This window comes from Nonomuraea sp. NPDC049624, from assembly GCF_040675255.1.
In the GTDB taxonomy this organism is placed as follows: Bacteria; Actinomycetota; Actinomycetes; order Streptosporangiales; family Streptosporangiaceae; genus Nonomuraea.
In genome coordinates, this window is sequence record NZ_JBFAOR010000006.1 from 603,925 (window position 1) to 620,469 (window position 16,545).

Genomic DNA, 16,545 nt, shown 5'->3' on the forward strand with positions numbered 1-16,545 from the left:
CGCGGGGTCAGCCGTCGGCCCGCGGCTCCGGCTGCTGTTCCGGGCCGGGCCGGGCCGCCGGCTCCCGCGCGGCCCGGCCTTCGGCGGCCTTGGCCCGCGCCTCTGCGCGCACCAGGTGGACGACGCCGACGATGAAGGCTCCGCCGACCACGACGGGGGGCGCGAGAGCGGCCACGATCTCGTACACAGAGACACCTCTTTCCGGGCTGCCCGCCCACGATATGCAGAACGGCTGCGCCTCGGCGGCGCCGGTTGCTCGACCAGGCCGCCGAGCTCTGCGGCGCACGCTCCCGCGCCGTGGGGCCTAGAGGGCGAAGCAGACCAGCGGCGCGATCAGCACCGCCAGCGGCCCGCTCAGCTGCAGGACGGCCGCCGAGTAGGCCGCCGCCGACACCCAGCGCGGCCGACCGCGCCCGTCGAGCAGGCGCTCCAGCCGTTCCGCCACACCGGCGTCGGCCAGCGCGAACGCGGCCGCCCCCGGCTCGGCGCCACCGCCCGCCATCCGTACCAGGGCCCGCGCCAGCGGCAGCTCTCCGTGCACGCGGCGGGCGTGGTCGTCGGCGATCATCTCCAGCAGCACGGCCACCGCCTCACGGGCCGTGCGCGCGGCGGGCAGCCACGAGAACGCGTGCGACAACGCCACGAACGGCAGCAGCGCCAGGTGGTGACGTCCACGCGCGTGCGCACGCTCGTGCTCCAGGACGGCCCGCAGCTCGGCCGGCCTCAGCGCGTCGAGGGTGCCCTGGCTCAGCACGATGCGCCGGCGCCTGCCCGGCACGCAGTAGGCCACCTGCCCGGACACCGGCAGCACGTAGGCGTCGTAGGCCGGATGATGATCGGCCACCACGTCGACCAGCAGGCGCTGCCGCCGCCGCTAGCGAAGGGTCTTGGCCGTGGCCCGCGCCGTGTGCACGGACAACCAGCTCAGCAGCCCCGCCGACCAGGCCAGGGCCGGGAGGTGCAGCAGGCGGGCAACGGTACGACCAGGCGGCTCCGGCCAGGGCGCGGGCGACGCGGCCGCCCAGCGTCACCGGCAGCAGCGCCACTCCGGCGGCGGCGAACCAGGCGATCACCGCGCCGGTCCGTCCTGCTCCTCCAGCGCCTCGCGCAGCGCCGCGGCCACCTCGGGCGTCACCGTGCCGACGAACCGCTGCACGGCCGCCACCACGTCGCCCGCCTCCGCCAGGGCCGCGCGCATGGCTTCGGCGACGAAGGCGTCCTTGCCCGCGGTGGCCTTGTAGAGGTGGGCCCGGCCGACGCGCTCGCGGACGACCATGCCCTTGTTCGCCAGGCGCATCAGCACGGTAAGCACCGTCGTGACGGCGGGCCGGGAGGGCAGGCCGGCCGCGAGGTCGTGGGCGAACATGCCCTGAGGATGCCGCCACAGGGCTTCCATGATCGACCGTTCGAGATTGCCGAGCTGCATCCGCGCCCCCTCCCGGGTCCTGCCCGAAGGAGAAGGCTACCGCCAGGACGTGCTCGGGAGTCCGTACGGGCGGGCCCGCCGATGAGTTTCGCGGGCACGGCCGGTCTGTCCCTGTGCCTCGAGAAACCGCGACCGATCAGTGAGGGACCATGAGCGCCAACGCACTACCGCCCGTCGTCGACGCCGAGACCTGGCGGCTCCGGCTCGACGAGCTGCGGGCCAGGGAGAAGGCCGCCACCCGTGAGCTCGACGCCATCGCCGCCCAGCGCCGTCGCCTGCCGATGGTGCGGATGCCCGACTACGTCCTGGAGGGCGAGGACGGGCCGGTCCGGCTGGCGGACGTCTTCGCGGGCAGGCGGCAGCTGATCGTCTACAACCACATGTGGTTCCCGGGCAAGGAGTGGCAGTGCCCGGGATGCACCGGGTTCACCGCGCAGTTCACCCGCCTGGAGTTCCTGGACGACTACGACGCCCGCTTCGTCGTCGTCACCCAGGGCCCGATCGACGAGGCCCTGGCCTACCGGCGGCGGGTCGGCAACCGGATGCCCTGGTACTCGACGGCCGGCAGCCCGTTCGGGGCCGACGTCGGCGCGCCGCCCGGCGCGGGCTTCGCCGTGAACGTGTTCCTGCGCGACGGCGAGGCCGTGTACCGCACCTGGCACACCGACGGCCGGGGCACCGAGCAGCTCACGCACACCTTCGCGCTGATCGACCTGCTGCCGTACGGGCGGCAGGAGGAATGGCAGGACTCCCCCGGCGGCTGGCCGCGCTCGCCGGCCTACAGCCGCTGGCCCTCCTCCCAGGAGATCGCCCGCCGCTACGGGCCGGACGATCAGGTTTAGCGATCTTCCGTCATGTCAGGGGGAATGACATGACGGACGACTTACAGCCCATGCCCGATGACTGGACGAGAGCACTGGCCGTCGTGGCCCACCCCGACGACATGGAGTTCGGCAGCGCCGGCGCCGTGGCCGCCTGGACCGGCGCCGGCAAGCAGGTCGGCTACCTCCTGCTCACCCGCGGCGAGGCGGGCATCGACTCGATGCCGCCGGACCAGGCGCGCAAGGTGCGGGAGGAGGAGCAGCGGGCGAGCGCCGCCATCGTCGGCGTCTCGTCGGTGGAGTTCCTCGACCATCCCGACGGCGGGATCGAGCACTCCCCCCGGCTCCGGCACGATCTGGTGGCGGCGCTGCGCCGGCACCGGCCCGAGCTGGTGATCACCTTCAACCACCACGACTTCACCTTCACCGGCAAGTGGAACAGCCCCGACCACCGCGTCACCGGCCGGGCCGTGCTGGACGCGGTCCTCGACGCGGGAAACCGCTGGATCCTGCCCGACGCCGGGGCCGAGCCGTGGGGCGGCGTCAAGTACGTGGCGATCGCCGGTTCCGTCCGGCCGACGCACGCGGTGGACGTGACCGGATACCTGGACGCGGCGCTGGCCTCGGTCGAGGCGCACGCGGCGTACCTGTCGGCGCTGGGGGTGCCGCCGGGCGGCGCCCGGGTGCCGCTGGAGGGGTTCGTGAACGCCGCGGGTCAGCGGTTCGGCGGCCGTCCGGCGGTGCCGTTCGAGCTGATCTCCTGCTGAAACGCGGCCCGGCCCGGCCCGCCGCGCGCGGACCGGGCCGGGGGCGGCTCCGTCAGTTGACCTCGTCGACGTACTCGGCCAGGCGCTCCTCGTCCACGACCAGGAACGGGTCGGAGGTGGGCAGGACCAGGCCGGCGTCCTTGAATCGTTTGAGGAAGAATCCGACGCGCGACCGGGTGGTGCCGACCATGCCGGAGAGTTCTTCCTGGGTGATGCGCTCCTCGATGGCCCGCACATTCGGGGCACGGCGCTTACCGATCTTTCTCGATAAGCGCAGGAGAACGGAGGCCAGGCGCTGCTCGCTGTCCATCGTGACCATTGTCGCGATCACTTCCTGCTGTTCCCGCAGGCGTAGCGCGAGATAGTCGATGAACCCGTCCATGAGTTCGTTGTCGGCCATGGCGGCGCGGAAGCGGGCGGCCGGGATGCGACGCACCCAGGTGGTCCGCATGGCGGTGGCCGTCTCGCTGCGCTCGGCCCCGAGCAGGGAGGACTCGCCGAAGATGTCGCCGGCGGTGAAGATCGAGAGCAGGCATTCCTTGCCGCAGCGCGCGTACATCTGGGTCTTGACCTGGCCGCTCTCGATCACGTAGATGTTGCTGTCGCGCTGGCCGCAGTTGTAGATGTTGGCGCGTTTCGGCACCCGGATCGAGCAGGCGCCCGACGTTTCCTGGGAGATGAAGGAGCGGAGCCCGGCTCTCAGTCGCGCAGCGTCGGATGGCTTCATTTACCCCGCCCCTCGGAATTCATTTCATGTTGTCGTTGCCCCTACCCATCAATCGACTGATTAACAAGCTGCCCCATAATTATCTGATATGTCCGGAGAATTGCCTGGAAGCAAATTTCGGCCGTTATCGGACCGCGGCGGCGTCAATAAAGTCCCGGGCCATATCCATCAACTCCGGGTCACCCTTGAACAGCGATATGTGGTCGCCGTGCGCCCGCAGATGCAGGACGGCGTCCGGCAGCGCCGCCGCCACCGCCTTCGACCCCGCCGGGTGGGCGGTCTCGTCGTCGTGACTGGAGACCACCAGGACGGGCCGGTCGATCCCGGCCAGCCACGGGCTCACGTCCGTCGTCATGATCTCGCCGTTCAGGCGGCAGTAGCGGTGCAGCAACTCCGGCGTCGCGTACGGGTAGACCACCAGGTGCGCCAGGTCGGGCGGCACCGAGGAGAGCATCGTCTGGCAGAGCACGGGATGGATGGCGGCGGCCCGGTCGGGGCCGGCCGCGGCCATCTCCATGAGCGCCACCAGGTTCTGCTGGTGGTGGGTCCGGTCGGCGCCCTTGACGGCGGCGAAGTCGCCGTGCCACAGGCTGAGCGAGCCGACGCGGGCGGGATCGAGGTGCGCGGCGGCCAGGCCGATGACGGCTCCGCCGCACAGGCACATCAAGTGCGCGCGCCGGACGCCGAAATGGTCCATGACCGCGAAAAGGTCGCCGGCCTGCGCCGTCACCCCCACGTCCGGCGGCTCCGCCGCGGAAACCGGCCCGAACAACTCGCGGGTCTCCCAGGTGAGGACGTGATGGGTGCGGGACAGGAACCGCATCCACTGCTCGCACAGACGGGCCGGCATGCCGCAGGCGGCCACGATCACGACGGCCGGGGCCTGCGGGTCGCCGGCCGCGTAGGCAGGCAGCGGCGGGCCCCCGTCCGCCCGCGCGACCTCCTCGCGCGTGCACAACCCCTCGAAGCCGTCCCGCGCCGCGCCATCTACGACCTCGTCGACGGTGTCCGGCGGCAGGTCCTCGCCCATGCCGTCGCGCAGCGCGAGATGGTCGCTGACCAGGCGTTCGAAGGTGTCGAGCGAGTCCTGGTCGGTCAGGGCGAAGTCCGGTGCGCCCAGCCGTCGGGTCACACGGCCCAGGAGGGAGGCGAGGCCGGGCGGGCCGGCCAGGCGCACCGGATGCCGCAGGACGTCCGCCAGCGGCCGCGCGTCCTGCACGGCCCGGGTCAGACGTCTCAGTTCGGCGGCCACGAGATGATCACCGCATTCCGTGGGTTGTCAGAAGGCGCGCGGGTCGCCGCGTGCTGTGGGCGGGCAGAGGTCGGGTGGCCGGAGGGCGAACGGGTCGCCGCGCGCCGTGGGCTTCGGGAGGTCACGGCGGGCCTCATCGGGTGGTGAAGGGATGGCCGGTGGTGGTGGCCGTGGCGATCCGGTTGTTCGGGTTGGTGTTCTGCCCGGTGACCAGGACGGCGCCGTACCGGTCCAGGCTGACCCGGCCGCCGTACTCCTCGATCTCGTCGGTGTCCGGGTAGACGTCGACCTTGGTCGGGACGTACCGGGCGGCGAACCCCAGGCGCATCTCGTCGGTCAGGCCCTTGTGCGGCAGCGAGGCGTGCATGAGCGTCGACCAGAACAGGATGGCCTCCCCCGGCCTCATCACCATGGAGACGGCCTGCGACTCGTCGGGCTTCCAGTCGGGGTCGATCTGCAGGTCGCGGTAGTCGTAGCCGAAGAAGCCGCGCCGGACGCCGTCCTTGTCCTCCTTGTTGATCTTGTTGGGGTCGTAGTGCATGCGCTTGGTCTCGTCGTAGAACATCGTCTCGTGGGTGCCGGGGATGAACTGCAGGCACCCGGTGTCCTCGTTCGCCTCGGTGAAGGCGGTCCAGACGGTGATGGTGCCGCCGAACTCCTCCGCCTGCGGCCAGACGATCTGCGGCTTGCCGGAGGCGTTGGCGAAGGTGTCGGCCTGGTGCCAGTCGGTGCCCTCGTCCCCGGGGTACTTGGGGAAGAACTCGGTGCGCCAGCAGAGCACGTCCGGGCCGAGCACGCTGACCACGCGGTCCACGATCTGCGGCCGGCTGATGTGGTCGGCCAGGAAGGGCGAGTCCAGGTGCCGGTCGTAGTTGGAGATGTTGGTGTTGCCCGAGGCGGCGTCGTCGCGGTAGACGGCGTTGCTGCGGTCCATGAGACGCATGCGCTCGCGCCGCCAGTTCTGGCGCATCTCGTCGATCTCGTAGACCTTGAACGGGCCGAAGTAGCCCTGGGTGTGGAAGCTCTTCAGCTCCTCCGGGGTCATCGAGTACTCGCCCCGGACGGTGGTCTCGTGCATGGGTCTATCCCCTCACGGTCAGTCGTTCCTCGACGCAGGAGGCCAGGGCGGCGACCGACGCCTCCTCCTCCAGTTCGCGTCCCGTCAGCTCCAGCCCGAAGCGCTCGTTCACCTGGGCGATGATGCGGGTCATCGCCAGCGAGGTCGCGCCCAGGTCGAACAGGTCCACCCGGGGTGGCACCTCGTCGCGTTCGAGCACGTCCTCGGCGATGCGCTGCACGACCTTGGCGGCCGACGATGCCTGCGCGGACCTGGCCAGAGCGGCGCGGTCCGCCTTTCCCTGCGGCGTCATGGGGATCTCCGACACGATGTGGTAGGTGGACGGGCGGGCGTGCGCCGGCAGCCGGTCCGCGGCCCGCTCGGTGAGCTGGTCGATCAGGTCCGGCCCCGGATCGCCGTCCGGCACGACGAAGGCCAGCAGCCGGACGTCGCCCTCGCCGTAGTCGCGGTGGGCCACCACCGCGTGGGCGACCCCCGGATGGCCGAGCAGGCACAGCTCGATCTCCCTGGGCTCCAGGCGGAACCCGCGGACCTTGATCTGGTCGTCGGACCGCCCGAGGTAGGCGTACTCGCCGCCGGGCAGGCGGGTGACGACGTCGCCGGAGTCGTAGCGGCGCCCGCCGTCCGGCGTGACCCTGAACCGCTCGGCGGTCAGCTCGGGCCGGTCCAGGTAGCCGCGGGCGAGCCCGGGGCCGGAGACGTGCAGGTTCCCCGTGGTCGCCGGGCGGCCGTGCTCGTCGAGCACGTCGAGGCGCAGGTCCGGGATGGGCACGCCGATCGGGCTCAGCTCCGGGTGGTCGAGGTCGGCCGCGCGGACGCGGCGGTAGGTCACGTGGACGGTGGTCTCGGTGATGCCGTACATGTTGACGAGCTGCGGGTGCTCGTCGCCGTAGCGGTCGATCCACGGGGCCAGCAGCTCGACGTCCAGCCGCTCGCCGCCGAAGACGATCCGGCGCAGCCGGTACGGCGACGGCTCCTCCTGCCGGGCGTCGGCCGCCACCAGGTGCCGGAACGCGGAGGGCGTCTGGTTCAGCACGGTGACGCCCTCCGCCACCAGCAGCCGGCGCAGCGACTCGGGCGACCTGGCCACCTCGGCCGGGACGATCACCAGCCGGCCGCCGTACAGCAGCGCGCCCCAGAGCTCCCACACCGAGAAGTCGAAGCTGACGGAGTGGAAGAGCGTCCAGACGTCGTCGTCGCCGAAGCCGAACCACTGCTCGGTCCGCTCCAGCAGGCGCACGACGTTGCGGTGCTCGACCAGCACCCCCTTGGGCGCGCCGGTCGAGCCCGAGGTGTAGATGACGTAGGCCAGGTCCTCGTCGCGGGCCGTGGCCGCGGGGCGTCCCTCGGGCGGCGCGGCGTCGGCGAGCACGACGTCGCCGGGCAGGACGCCGCCGAGCCGGCCGGCCACCCCGGACGTCGTGACGACCGTGCGGACCCCGCTGTCCTCCAGCAGGTACGCGATCCGCCCCGCCGGGTAGCCGGGGTCGATCGGCACGTACGCGCCGCCCGCCTTGAGTATCGCGAGCAGCCCGGCCACCAGGTCGATGCCACGGTCCGCGCACAGCCCCACCAGCACGCCGGGGCCGGTCCCCGCGGCCTGCAGCAGGCAGGCCAGCCGGTCGGCCCGGGCGTCCAGGTCTCCGTAGCTGATCTCCTCGGCGCCGCAGGTGACGGCGATCCGGTCGGGGGCCTTCGCGGCGCGCTCGGCGAAGATCTCGTGCAGGCAGCGGCCGATCATGTCGCGTACATCCCCCAGTGGTGCGGGGTGAGGCCCGTGTCGTGCATGCTGCCGGGCACGAACATCCTGGCCCAGGTGCCGCCGCCGCGCTCGGGCGCGATGCGCTGCTGGAAGTACAGGTCCCGCACCTTCTCGTCCTTCACGTGCAGCGCCAGGACCTTGTAGTAGGTGCTCAGCGACTTCATGTGGATCAGCCAGTGGATGCGGTCGGCCGCGCCGAAGGCCTCCTCGTAGACGAAGACGGTGGCCTCGCCGGGCAGGTTCTCGTTGATGGACTCGGCGGCCTCGCGGGCGAACGTGCGCCCCTCGGACCGGAAGTCGTAGTCGAGCTGGGCGGTCCGGTGCAGCAGCAGGCCGCAGTTGCCCGAGTGGACGAGCTGCTCGTAGGGCTGCGGCACCTGCTCGCGGGCGCCGGGCAGCCCGGTGATCTCGCCCTGCTGCAGGTAGACGGTGGACTGCTTCTCGCGCTCGCCGTCGACCGCGGTCCCGTACATGCCCCAGAACTGCGGCAGCAGCACGGTCTCGGTCATGCTGCCGTCGACGAAGATCTCGTCCCAGCCGCTCTCGGCGGTGTTGTCGCGGTACTCGTCGTCGGAGGTGCCCATGTGCACCATCTGCTCGTAGGCGTGCAGCGAGCTGAGGTGGATCAGCCAGTGCAGGCGGTCCTTGGTCCCGAACGTCTCCTCGTACAGGAAGACGCTGGCGACTCCCACCTGCTTGGCGGTCACCATCTCGGCCATCATGCGGGCGAACTTGCGCCCCTTGGCGTGGGAGCCGTTCCTGACCTGGGCGGTCCGCTCGACGATCACGCCGGCCGTGGCCGAGTTGATCAGATCCGCCGCGGGCACCGAGGTCTGCTGCTCGGCCGGCGGGATGACGGGATTCGGGTTGGTCATCGTTCCACTCCGTCTGTCGGCTTGTTCGTCACGCTAATGAGGGCCCGCCGTGCTGCCTGCTCAATAGTGAGCAGGGGCTTCACAGCGGGATGTTGGTGTGGTCGCCGCGCAGCGGCACGGCCTTGAGCAGGGCCTCGGCGAGCCGCCGCCGGGTGCCGGCAGGCTCGATCACCTCGTCCACGACGCCGATCTCCACGGCCTTGCCGACGCCGCCGGCCTCGCGCTCGTGCTCGGCGACGAGCCGGCGGCGCAGCTCCTCGCGCCCGTCCCGCGGGCCGTCGCGCAGCTTCCTGCGGTGCAGGATGTCCACGGCCGCCTCGGCGCCCATGACGGCCACCTCGGCGGTGGGCCAGGCGTAGACCGCGGAGGCGCCCAGGGCGCGGGAGTTCATGGCGACGTACGCGCCGCCGTAGGACTTGCGCAGCACGAGCGTCACCCGGGGCACGACGGCCTCGGCGAAGGCGTGCAGCAGCTTGGCGCCGCGCCGGACCACGCCGTCCCACTCCTGCCGGACGCCGGGCAGGTAGCCGGGCACGTCCACGAGCACGACGAGCGGCACGCCGAGCGAGTCGCACATGCGGACGAACCGCGCGGCCTTCTCGGCCGCCGCCGCGTCGAGGCAGCCCCCCTTGCGCAGCGGGTTGTTGGCGATGACACCGACGGTCCTGCCGGTCAGCCGGCCGAGCGCGGTGACGAGGTTGGGCGCCCACTTCGGGTGCAGCTCCTCGCCGGGGCCGTCGAGCAGCCGGGCGACGATCGGGTGCACGTCGTAGGCGCGCCTGGCGCGTTCGGGCAGCAGGCCGCCGAGCTCGGGGTCGTCGCGGGCCTCCCAGGGGCGCAGCTCGCCCTGGCCGCCGAGCAGGGTGGTGATCCGGCGGGCGGCGGCGATGGCGCCCTCGTCGTCCGGGGCGGTGAGGTGGGCCAGGCCGCTGCGTCTGCTGTGCGGGTCGGGGCCGCCGAGCCGTTCCATGTCGACGTCCTCGCCGGTGACCTTGCGGACGACGTCCGGGCCGGTGACGAAGACGCGCCCGCTCTCGCTCATGATCACCACATCGGTGAGCGCCGGGCCGTAGGCAGCGCCGCCGGCGGCCGGGCCGAGCACGACAGAGATCTGCGGGACGGCGCCGGAGGCCCGGACCATCGCGGCGAACACCTGGCCGACGCCGTCCAGCGCGGTGACGCCCTCGCCCAGCCGGGCGCCGCCGGAGTGCCAGAGGCCGACGACGGGCGCCCGCTCCCGGACGCCGAGGTCGATAGCCCGCACGATGCGGGCGCAGCCCTCGGCGCCCATCGCGCCGCCCATCCGGCCGGGGTCGGTGGCGTAGGCGACGGCCGGCACGCCGCCGATGCCGCCGCGGGCGGCGAGCACGCCGCAGCCGTCGTCGCCGTCATCGTCGCCGGGCAGCGGCCGGAGGGTCCCGGGGTCGAAGAGCGCGCGGACCCGGTCCCGCGGGTCGCGGTTCATCCCCAGGTCACCGGGAGGGCGTGCACGCCGTACACGAACATGTCGGAGCGGAAGGGCACCTCCTCCAGCGGCACCGCGAGGCGCAGCCCCGGGAGCCGGGCGAACAGCGTGGACCAGGCGATCTCCAGCTGCGCGCGGGCCAGCAGCTGGCCCATGCACTGGTGGATGCCGAAGCCGAAGGACAGGTGCTCCTGCCGGTCGGCGAGGTCGCCGAAGCGGCCGAAGTCCAGCCGGTCCGGGTCGGCCCACACCTCCTCGTCGCGGTTGGCCGCGGCCAGCACGACGACCACGCCCTCGCCCTTCCTGATCAGCCTGCCGCCGACCTCGACGTCGGCGGTGGCCGCGCGGCGGGCGCCGTAGTCGATGACGGTCTGGTGGCGGATGATCTCCTCGATGGCGGCGGGCAGCGCCTCGGGGCGTTCGCGCAGCTCGGCCAGGCGATCGGGGTTCTCCAGCAGCGCCACGGTGCCCACGCCGATCTGGTTGGCGATGGTCTCGTAGCCGGCCACCATCAGCAGCGTGGCGATGCCGACGACCTCCTCCCGGCTGACCTTGGCCGCCTCGCGGTGGGCGCCGAGCCGGCTGAGCAGGTCGTCGGCGGGCCGCTGCTCGCGCTCGGCGACCAGCCGCTCCAGGTAGTGGCGCAGGTCCTCGCGGACCTTCATGCGCTGCTCGGGCTCCACGTTGCGGTCGCCGATGACCTTGGTGGTCTCGTGGAAGTAGTCGCGGTCCTCGTACGGCACGCCGAGCAGCTCGGTGATGACCTGGGACGGCAGCGGCAGGGCCAGCGTCTGGACCAGGTCGGCCGGCGGGCCCTGGGCGGCCATCTCGCCGACGAGCGCCTCGGTGATGCGCCGGATGGCCGGGCGCAGCGCCTCCACCCGCCTGCGGTTGAACTCCGGCAGCAGCAGGCGGCGCAGCCGCGAGTGGTCGGGCGGGTCCATCCTGATGAAGGTGCCCGGCCCCGGAGGCTGCGAGGTGAGCCGGGCCGGGAAGCCGGGGGTGGCGAAGTCGGAGCTGAACCGGGCGTCGCCGAGCACGGCGCGGGCGTCCTCGTACCGCGTCACCAGCCAGACCTCGCTCCCGTCGAAGTCCAGCCGGACGCGCGTGATGGGCCGCCCCGCCTGCAGGTCCCGGTATTCGGACGGCGGATCCAGCGGGCACGTCCTGGGGATGGGGTAGGAGTCCATGGCAGCAGCCTCGCCTCGGTGGCCGCGTACGTCTGCTCAACTGTGAGCAGGCCCGTGCGGACATGGCGATGGCGGGGCCGCGCACGGCCCCGCCACCCGGTGCGCCGGGGTCACGCCCTGGCGGCGCGTCCCTGGTTGGGCGCGGTCTTCTGGTCGGCCTTGCCCGCCTTCGACCTGCCCATGGACATGTCGCGCAGCGGGACCTCCTTCAGGAAGAGGCTGGCCACCAGGCCGATGCCGACCGCGATCGCGCAGGCGAGGAACAGGTCGCCCAGCGCGTCGGCGAGCACCGCCGGCGCGACGCCCTCGCCGCCCTGACCGGCCACGCCGAGCCGGGACGACATGATCGAGCCGAGGATCGCCAGCGAGACCGGCCCGGCGATCATCCGCCAGAACTGGATCTGGCTGGTGCCGACGCCCACCTGCTCCATCGGGATCGCGCTCTGCGTGACGGCCGTGGCCATGGGGAACGCGATGCCGATGCCAACGCCGATGAGCACCATGGCGACGATCGGCAGGCCCTGGCCGCTGTCCGGCCCGACGGCCGACAGGATCAGCAGCCCGGCGACGATGGCGGCCATGGCGAAGACGCCGAGCAGCCGGTAGCGCGGCATGGCCGTCATCGCCTTGCCGGCGATCGGGGCCATGAGCATCAGGCCGAGCATCATCGGGATCAGCAGCGTGCCGGAGTGGGTCGCGCTCACACCGAGCACGCCCTGGTAGAGCAGCGGCACGTAGAAGGCCGTGCCCATCATGGCGAACGCGGAGAAGAAGGCCACCACGGCCATGACCGACACCTGGTTGCTGCGGAACAGCGCGAACGGCACCAGCGGGTTCTTGGCCACCCGCGTCTCGACGAAGTAGAACGCCACCAGCAGCACGGCGCCGCCGATCAGCAGCGCCAGCACCTCGGGCGAGGTCCAGGCGTGCCGGTCGCCGGTGAGCGTGAGCCCGATCAGGATCGGGACGAGCCCGGCCACCAGCGTGACGACGCCGGCGAAGTCGATGTCGCGCCAGCTCGCGCCGGTGCGCACGAACGGCACGCCGATGAGCACGGCGGCGATCGCGAGCAGCCCGATGGGCACGTTGACGTAGAAGACCCAGCGCCAGCTCCAGTTATCGGTGATGAACCCGCCGAGCGGCGGCCCGATCACCATGCTGAGGCCGGAGAAGCCGAAGAAGACGCCCTGCATCTGGGTGCGGCGCTCTGGCGTGTAGACGTCGGCGAGCAGCGTGAAGACGTTGGCCATCAGCACGCCGCCGAACAGCCCCGCCAGCCCTCGCGCGCCGACGAGCTGGGGCATCGTCTGGGCCGCGCCGCACAGCCACGACGCCACCAGGAAGCCCGCCAGGCCGACGAGCAGCACCGGTTTGCGGCCGAACATGTCGCCGAGCTTCCCGGCGATCGGCACGACGACGGCGGCCGCGACGGCGTAGGAGACCCCCACCCACGCGTACAGCGACAGGCCGTGCAGGTCGGCGGCGATCCGGGGCATCGCCGCCCCCACCACCGAGACGTCGATCGACGCCAGCGCCAGGGCCAGGAGTGCGCCGATGGTGGCGAACAGCTGGCCGCGCGTACTCGAACCGGTTTGGTTCATGTCATCGCCTCCCTTGTTCTTGGCAGCCGTCCCACTTCTTCGCGGACCCATGCCGACTCCAGCCCACACGAAAGCGCCTCCCGGGTCTGCTCAACACTGAGCATCCGGGGAGCGCCCGGCTTCCTACCATCGGCCGCATGACGACGAACCCGGCAGAACTGGTCAGCGCCCGTCCGGGCGATCATGTGGCACTTGTCGTGGACGGCGAGCGCGAGCTGCGGGTGGCCGACTGGACCGCCCGGTCGGAGGAGCTGGCCGCCCGGCTGGCCCCCGTCAGGACGGCGCTGCGGCACGACGACTGGATCGGGCACGCCGTCGCCGCCGTCGCCGTGCACCTGGCCGGCGGCACCGTGCTCGGGCTGCCGCCCGCGCTGCCGGAGGACGAGGCCCGCGCCCGCCTGGCCGAGTGCGGGGTGAGCCAGGTACTGCCCGGCCCCCTCGGTGACGCGGCGGGCACGCGGGACGACGACGTCGCCGAGATCCTCTACACCTCGGGCACGACCGGCCGCCCCAAGGCCGTGGCCGTCCCCGTCGCGAACCTCACCTACGGCCACGAGGGCCGCGGGAAGCTGTTCACCGGCGTGGACGGGGTGCTGGCCGCCGTCCCGCTGGGCACGAACGCCGGGCACAGCGCGCTGATGACGGCGATGACCGCCCCGGCGACCACGCACGTGCTGACCGACCTCGGGCCGGAGAACGTGGCCCGCATGCTGGAGAAGCTGCGGGTGCCGATGGCGATCGTCCCGCCGTCCACCGCGACCCGGATGGTGGCGCACGGCTGGCACGAGCGGTACGACCTGTCCGGCCTGCGGGCGCTCATGCTGGGCTCGGCGCCGGTGCCGATGGCCACGGTGGCCCGGCTCATGGAGGCCCTGCCGGGCGTGCGGATCGTCATCGGCTACGGCTCGACGGAGTCGGCCCCCGCCTTCGTGCACCGCCCGGTGGAGACGCCGCCCACGGAGGCCGACGAGGGCCTGCTGGGCCTGCCGAGCGCGGGCACCGAGGTGAAGGTCACCGACGCGGGCGAGATCTGCCTGCGCTCGGCCGCCCCCCGCCGCCGCTACCTGACCGACGCCGCCGCCGACGAGCGCACCTTCCGCGACGGCTGGACCCACATGGGCGACCTGGGCGAACTGGACGGGGAGGGCCGGCTGCGCTTCTTCGACCGGGCCGCCGACGTCATCACCGCCGGCGGGCGCCGGATCTCCTCGCTGCGGGTCGAGCACGCCCTGCACTGGCATCCCGAGGTGGTCGAGGCGGCCGCGGTCCAGGGGCCGCAGGGCGTCACGGCGGCCGTCGTGCTGCGCTCGCCCGTGCCCGAGGACGAGCTGCGCGCCTTCGCCGCCGACCGGCTGGACCCGGCCGAGCGGCCGGCGCGGTACGTGGTCGTGAAGTCGCTGCCGCGCGGGCCGATCGGCAAGACGCTCAAGCGCGAGCTGGCGGGCTAACCGGCGGTGGCCAGCTCGTGCAGCTTGGAGACGGTCTTCCAGTTGCGGGCGGTGGCGGTGACGCCGAGCTTCTTCTCCCAGAAGGAGTAGGACAGCTTGGTGTTGCGCACCCCGTCGGGGCACCAGACGTAGATCTCCTTGCCGACGTGCCGGAACACGTCGGGCTTGAAGGCCTCGGGGTCGAGCGCCTTGATCGGCCCGGCGTCGGGCTTGTCCGACAGGAACGTGACGAGGTGCAGGGCGTCGTCGTCGGCGACGTCCCCGAGCGGGTTGGCCTTGAGGATCTCGCCCAGCTCGGCGCCCGTCCTGGCCAGGACGGGCACCGAGACGCCCAGGTCGCGGGCGAGCGCGGCCTGGATCTCGGCCGCCGCCTTGTCGGGGCTCTTCCCGCTGGTGTAGACGACGTTGCCGCTCTGCAGGTGCGTCTTGACGTCCTCGAAGCCGAGGCCCTCCAGCAGCTTGCGGAGCTCGGCCATGCTCACCATGTTCCGGCCGCCGACGTTCACCCCGCGTAGCAGCGCCACCTGCCTGGACATGTCGCTCAACCCCTTCTGCCCGCCACCGCCTGGGGACGGAACTGCCTGATGCGCTCGACCAGATAAGCCGCGTCGTCCTTTACCCACCAGATGAGCGCCGAACCGTAGGAGTGCTGGCACTGCATGCCGAGGACGTAGAGGCCGGGGGCGGCGGTCACGCCGCGGTCCTGCGTGATGCCGCCGCCGTCGTCATGGATGGGCGCGTGCACCCAGGAGTAGTCGTAGCGGAAGCCGGTCGCCCAGACGACGGCGTCGACGTCGGCCGAGCGGCCGTCCTCGAAGCGCATCGTGCGGCCCTCGGCGTCGACCGTACGGCCCACGAGCTCGAAGCGGTGCCGCTTGGCCAGCTTCTTCAGGCTCGGCCCGACCAGGATCGTCTTCTTGTGCAGCCGGTCGCGCTCGCCCATCAGCGGCTTGGCGATCAGCCCGAACTTGTCGCCCCACCAGTGCAGGCCCTTGCCCAGGAACCGGCGGCCGAAGTGCGGCAGCGGCGAGCCCTGCGACAGCAGCACGCGGCGGCCGGCGGCCAGCTCGGGCGCGATCTGGGCGCCGGAGTTCGCCGCGCCGACCACGACGACGGTCCCGCCGGGCACCTGGGACGGGTTGCGGTAACGGCCGGTGTGCACCTGGTAGACCTCGGGGTCCAGCCTGCCCGCGAGCTCCGGCACCTTCGGCACCCGGTAGGCGCCGGTCGCGATGATCACCTGCGGCGCCTCGTACGTGCCCTTCGTGGTCTCCAGCCGGTAGCCGCCCTCGATCGGCTCCAGGGAGGTGACGCGGGTGCCGAGCCTGACCGGCAGGTCGAACTCCTCGCCGTACGCCTCGACGTAGTCGGCCATCTCCCCCTTGGTGGGGAAGCGGTTCTTCCGACCGGGGAAGCGCAGGCCGGGCAGGGCACAGTACTCGGCGATCGTGAACAGCTCCAGGGAGTCCCAGCGCTGCCGCCACGCCTCGCCGAGCCGGGGTTCCTCGTCGAGGATGACGAAGGGGATGCCGGCCTGTTTCAGGTAGTAGCCCGCGACGAGCCCGCTCTGGCCGCCACCGACGACGATCACTTCAGTGTCCATGCGGCCATCGTCGCGCGCGGGCGCGAGGCGGTCTGCTCAACACTGAGCAGTTCCTGACATGCGAGTACGCGGGGCCGAGGGCCCCGCGTACTCGACTGCGTGCAGCGCCTACTTGAGGTTGAAGTTGAGGGTGACCTCCGCCGAGCCGTCGGTCTTGGAGACGTACCCTCCCTTGCCGCTCAGCCCCTTCAGCTCCTCCGTGCCGGAGTTCGGCACGACGGACCAGTCGGCCTTGGCCACGCCGCCGTCGAAGGTGCCGGTCGCCTGCAGCACGAAGGAGCCCTTCTTGCCGCGGACGCTCCCGACGACCTTCTGCAGGCCGACGAAGCTGGCCTCGGTGTCGCTGGCGTAGGCCATCAGGTACTCGGCCTGCCCCTCGCCTTCGATGTCGCCGGTCCAGGCGTTGGTGACGTGGGCCTGAGTGAGCTTGGGCTGGCCCTTCTTCTCCTCGTAGGGCTTCTCGTCCCAACCGGTGATCTGGTACGAGCCCTTACCTTGGGTAGTCATGTCAGCTCCCTTTTTTGCTCTCT

The 16,545-nt window shown here is 72.1% G+C and carries 17 protein-coding genes; 3 read left to right on the forward strand and 14 right to left on the reverse strand.

Annotated elements, in window-relative coordinates; all coding sequences use genetic code 11:
* Window positions 1-7: 7 nt before the first annotated feature.
* The 3 genes from AB0J76_RS27510 to AB0J76_RS27520 all read right to left on the reverse strand — a co-directional run bounded on the left by AB0J76_RS27510 (window position 8) and on the right by AB0J76_RS27520 (window position 1,426).
* Window positions 8-187 carry a hypothetical protein gene (locus AB0J76_RS27510; RefSeq protein ID WP_364390829.1) on the reverse strand — a complete coding sequence of 60 codons (180 nt, stop codon included), beginning with the start codon at window positions 185-187 and terminating at the stop codon, window positions 8-10.
* A 117-nt stretch (window positions 188-304) separates the two neighbouring features.
* Window positions 305-847: a M56 family metallopeptidase gene (locus AB0J76_RS27515; RefSeq protein WP_352331124.1), complete on the reverse strand. Its 543-nt coding sequence runs from the start codon at window positions 845-847 to the stop codon at window positions 305-307.
* A 222-nt stretch (window positions 848-1,069) separates the two neighbouring features.
* On the reverse strand, window positions 1,070-1,426 hold the full coding sequence (locus AB0J76_RS27520; protein ID WP_352331123.1) for a BlaI/MecI/CopY family transcriptional regulator: 357 nt from the start codon (window positions 1,424-1,426) through the stop codon (window positions 1,070-1,072).
* Between the two features lie 149 nt (window positions 1,427-1,575).
* Between AB0J76_RS27520 and AB0J76_RS27525 the strand changes: the two genes are divergently transcribed.
* Window positions 1,576-2,268 carry a DUF899 family protein gene (locus tag AB0J76_RS27525; protein ID WP_364390832.1) on the forward strand — a complete coding sequence of 231 codons (693 nt, stop codon included), beginning with the start codon at window positions 1,576-1,578 and terminating at the stop codon, window positions 2,266-2,268.
* Window positions 2,269-2,297: 29 nt separating this feature from the next.
* Window positions 2,298-3,014 (forward strand): PIG-L deacetylase family protein, encoded by a 717-nt coding sequence (locus tag AB0J76_RS27530; RefSeq protein WP_364390835.1) that lies wholly within the window; start codon window positions 2,298-2,300, stop codon window positions 3,012-3,014.
* A gap of 52 nt (window positions 3,015-3,066) precedes the next feature.
* Here the strand turns inward: AB0J76_RS27530 and AB0J76_RS27535 are convergent, their stop codons facing one another.
* The 8 genes from AB0J76_RS27535 to AB0J76_RS27570 all read right to left on the reverse strand — a co-directional run bounded on the left by AB0J76_RS27535 (window position 3,067) and on the right by AB0J76_RS27570 (window position 12,964).
* Window positions 3,067-3,741 (reverse strand): Crp/Fnr family transcriptional regulator, encoded by a 675-nt coding sequence (locus AB0J76_RS27535; RefSeq protein WP_352327016.1) that lies wholly within the window; start codon window positions 3,739-3,741, stop codon window positions 3,067-3,069.
* A 124-nt stretch (window positions 3,742-3,865) separates the two neighbouring features.
* Entirely contained in the window at window positions 3,866-4,993 is a 1,128-nt protein-coding gene (locus tag AB0J76_RS27540; RefSeq protein WP_352327017.1) for an alpha/beta hydrolase, read from the reverse strand.
* A gap of 133 nt (window positions 4,994-5,126) precedes the next feature.
* Window positions 5,127-6,071 carry a chlorinating enzyme gene (locus tag AB0J76_RS27545; RefSeq protein ID WP_352327018.1) on the reverse strand — a complete coding sequence of 315 codons (945 nt, stop codon included), beginning with the start codon at window positions 6,069-6,071 and terminating at the stop codon, window positions 5,127-5,129.
* A 4-nt stretch (window positions 6,072-6,075) separates the two neighbouring features.
* Window positions 6,076-7,812, reverse strand: coding sequence for an amino acid adenylation domain-containing protein (locus tag AB0J76_RS27550; protein WP_352327019.1), 1,737 nt, complete (start codon window positions 7,810-7,812; stop codon window positions 6,076-6,078).
* The gene (locus AB0J76_RS27555; RefSeq protein ID WP_352327020.1) at window positions 7,809-8,708 is read right to left on the reverse strand and encodes a DUF6039 family protein; all 900 of its coding nucleotides are present in this window, start codon (window positions 8,706-8,708) and stop codon (window positions 7,809-7,811) included. The genes AB0J76_RS27550 and AB0J76_RS27555 overlap by 4 nt, the downstream gene beginning before the upstream one ends.
* A 79-nt stretch (window positions 8,709-8,787) precedes the next feature.
* On the reverse strand, window positions 8,788-10,173 hold the full coding sequence (locus tag AB0J76_RS27560; protein ID WP_352327021.1) for a carboxyl transferase domain-containing protein: 1,386 nt from the start codon (window positions 10,171-10,173) through the stop codon (window positions 8,788-8,790).
* Window positions 10,170-11,363, reverse strand: coding sequence for a cytochrome P450 (locus tag AB0J76_RS27565; RefSeq protein ID WP_352327022.1), 1,194 nt, complete (start codon window positions 11,361-11,363; stop codon window positions 10,170-10,172). The genes AB0J76_RS27560 and AB0J76_RS27565 overlap by 4 nt, the downstream gene beginning before the upstream one ends.
* 110 nt (window positions 11,364-11,473) lie before the next feature.
* Entirely contained in the window at window positions 11,474-12,964 is a 1,491-nt protein-coding gene (locus AB0J76_RS27570; protein ID WP_352327023.1) for an MFS transporter, read from the reverse strand.
* 137 nt (window positions 12,965-13,101) lie between these two features.
* On the opposite strand from AB0J76_RS27570, the gene AB0J76_RS27575 reads away from it, so the two are divergent.
* Window positions 13,102-14,412, forward strand: a complete 1,311-nt coding sequence (locus AB0J76_RS27575) for a fatty acid--CoA ligase family protein (RefSeq protein ID WP_352327024.1) — start codon at window positions 13,102-13,104, stop codon at window positions 14,410-14,412.
* Here AB0J76_RS27575 and AB0J76_RS27580 read toward each other — a convergent pair.
* The 3 genes from AB0J76_RS27580 to AB0J76_RS27590 form a co-directional block, all read right to left on the reverse strand.
* Window positions 14,409-14,948 carry a DUF1697 domain-containing protein gene (locus AB0J76_RS27580; protein WP_352327025.1) on the reverse strand — a complete coding sequence of 180 codons (540 nt, stop codon included), beginning with the start codon at window positions 14,946-14,948 and terminating at the stop codon, window positions 14,409-14,411. The two genes, AB0J76_RS27575 and AB0J76_RS27580, sit on opposite strands and share 4 nt — an antisense overlap.
* A gap of 5 nt (window positions 14,949-14,953) precedes the next feature.
* On the reverse strand, window positions 14,954-16,015 hold the full coding sequence (locus AB0J76_RS27585; protein ID WP_352327026.1) for an NAD(P)/FAD-dependent oxidoreductase: 1,062 nt from the start codon (window positions 16,013-16,015) through the stop codon (window positions 14,954-14,956).
* A 108-nt stretch (window positions 16,016-16,123) separates the two neighbouring features.
* Complete coding sequence (locus AB0J76_RS27590) at window positions 16,124-16,522, reverse strand: DUF3224 domain-containing protein (RefSeq protein ID WP_352327373.1); 399 nt, start codon at window positions 16,520-16,522, stop codon at window positions 16,124-16,126.
* Window positions 16,523-16,545: the final 23 nt, after the last annotated feature.

Excerpts from the sequence above, each read along its gene's own strand:
- AB0J76_RS27520 (WP_352331123.1), bottom strand. The coding sequence starts at position 1,426 with ATGCAGCTCGGCAATCTCGAACGGTCGATCATGGAAGCCCTGTGGCGG.
- AB0J76_RS27525 (WP_364390832.1), top strand. The coding sequence starts at position 1,576 with ATGAGCGCCAACGCACTACCGCCCGTCGTCGACGCCGAGACCTGGCGG.
- AB0J76_RS27530 (WP_364390835.1), top strand. The coding sequence starts at position 2,298 with ATGACGGACGACTTACAGCCCATGCCCGATGACTGGACGAGAGCACTG.
- AB0J76_RS27535 (WP_352327016.1), bottom strand. The coding sequence starts at position 3,741 with ATGAAGCCATCCGACGCTGCGCGACTGAGAGCCGGGCTCCGCTCCTTC.
- AB0J76_RS27545 (WP_352327018.1), bottom strand. The coding sequence starts at position 6,071 with ATGCACGAGACCACCGTCCGGGGCGAGTACTCGATGACCCCGGAGGAG.
- AB0J76_RS27550 (WP_352327019.1), bottom strand. The coding sequence starts at position 7,812 with ATGATCGGCCGCTGCCTGCACGAGATCTTCGCCGAGCGCGCCGCGAAG.
- AB0J76_RS27555 (WP_352327020.1), bottom strand. The coding sequence starts at position 8,708 with ATGACCAACCCGAATCCCGTCATCCCGCCGGCCGAGCAGCAGACCTCG.
- AB0J76_RS27560 (WP_352327021.1), bottom strand. The coding sequence starts at position 10,173 with ATGAACCGCGACCCGCGGGACCGGGTCCGCGCGCTCTTCGACCCCGGG.
- AB0J76_RS27565 (WP_352327022.1), bottom strand. The coding sequence starts at position 11,363 with ATGGACTCCTACCCCATCCCCAGGACGTGCCCGCTGGATCCGCCGTCC.
- AB0J76_RS27570 (WP_352327023.1), bottom strand. The coding sequence starts at position 12,964 with ATGAACCAAACCGGTTCGAGTACGCGCGGCCAGCTGTTCGCCACCATC.
- AB0J76_RS27575 (WP_352327024.1), top strand. The coding sequence starts at position 13,102 with ATGACGACGAACCCGGCAGAACTGGTCAGCGCCCGTCCGGGCGATCAT.
- AB0J76_RS27580 (WP_352327025.1), bottom strand. The coding sequence starts at position 14,948 with ATGTCCAGGCAGGTGGCGCTGCTACGCGGGGTGAACGTCGGCGGCCGG.
- AB0J76_RS27585 (WP_352327026.1), bottom strand. The coding sequence starts at position 16,015 with ATGGACACTGAAGTGATCGTCGTCGGTGGCGGCCAGAGCGGGCTCGTC.
- AB0J76_RS27590 (WP_352327373.1), bottom strand. The coding sequence starts at position 16,522 with ATGACTACCCAAGGTAAGGGCTCGTACCAGATCACCGGTTGGGACGAG.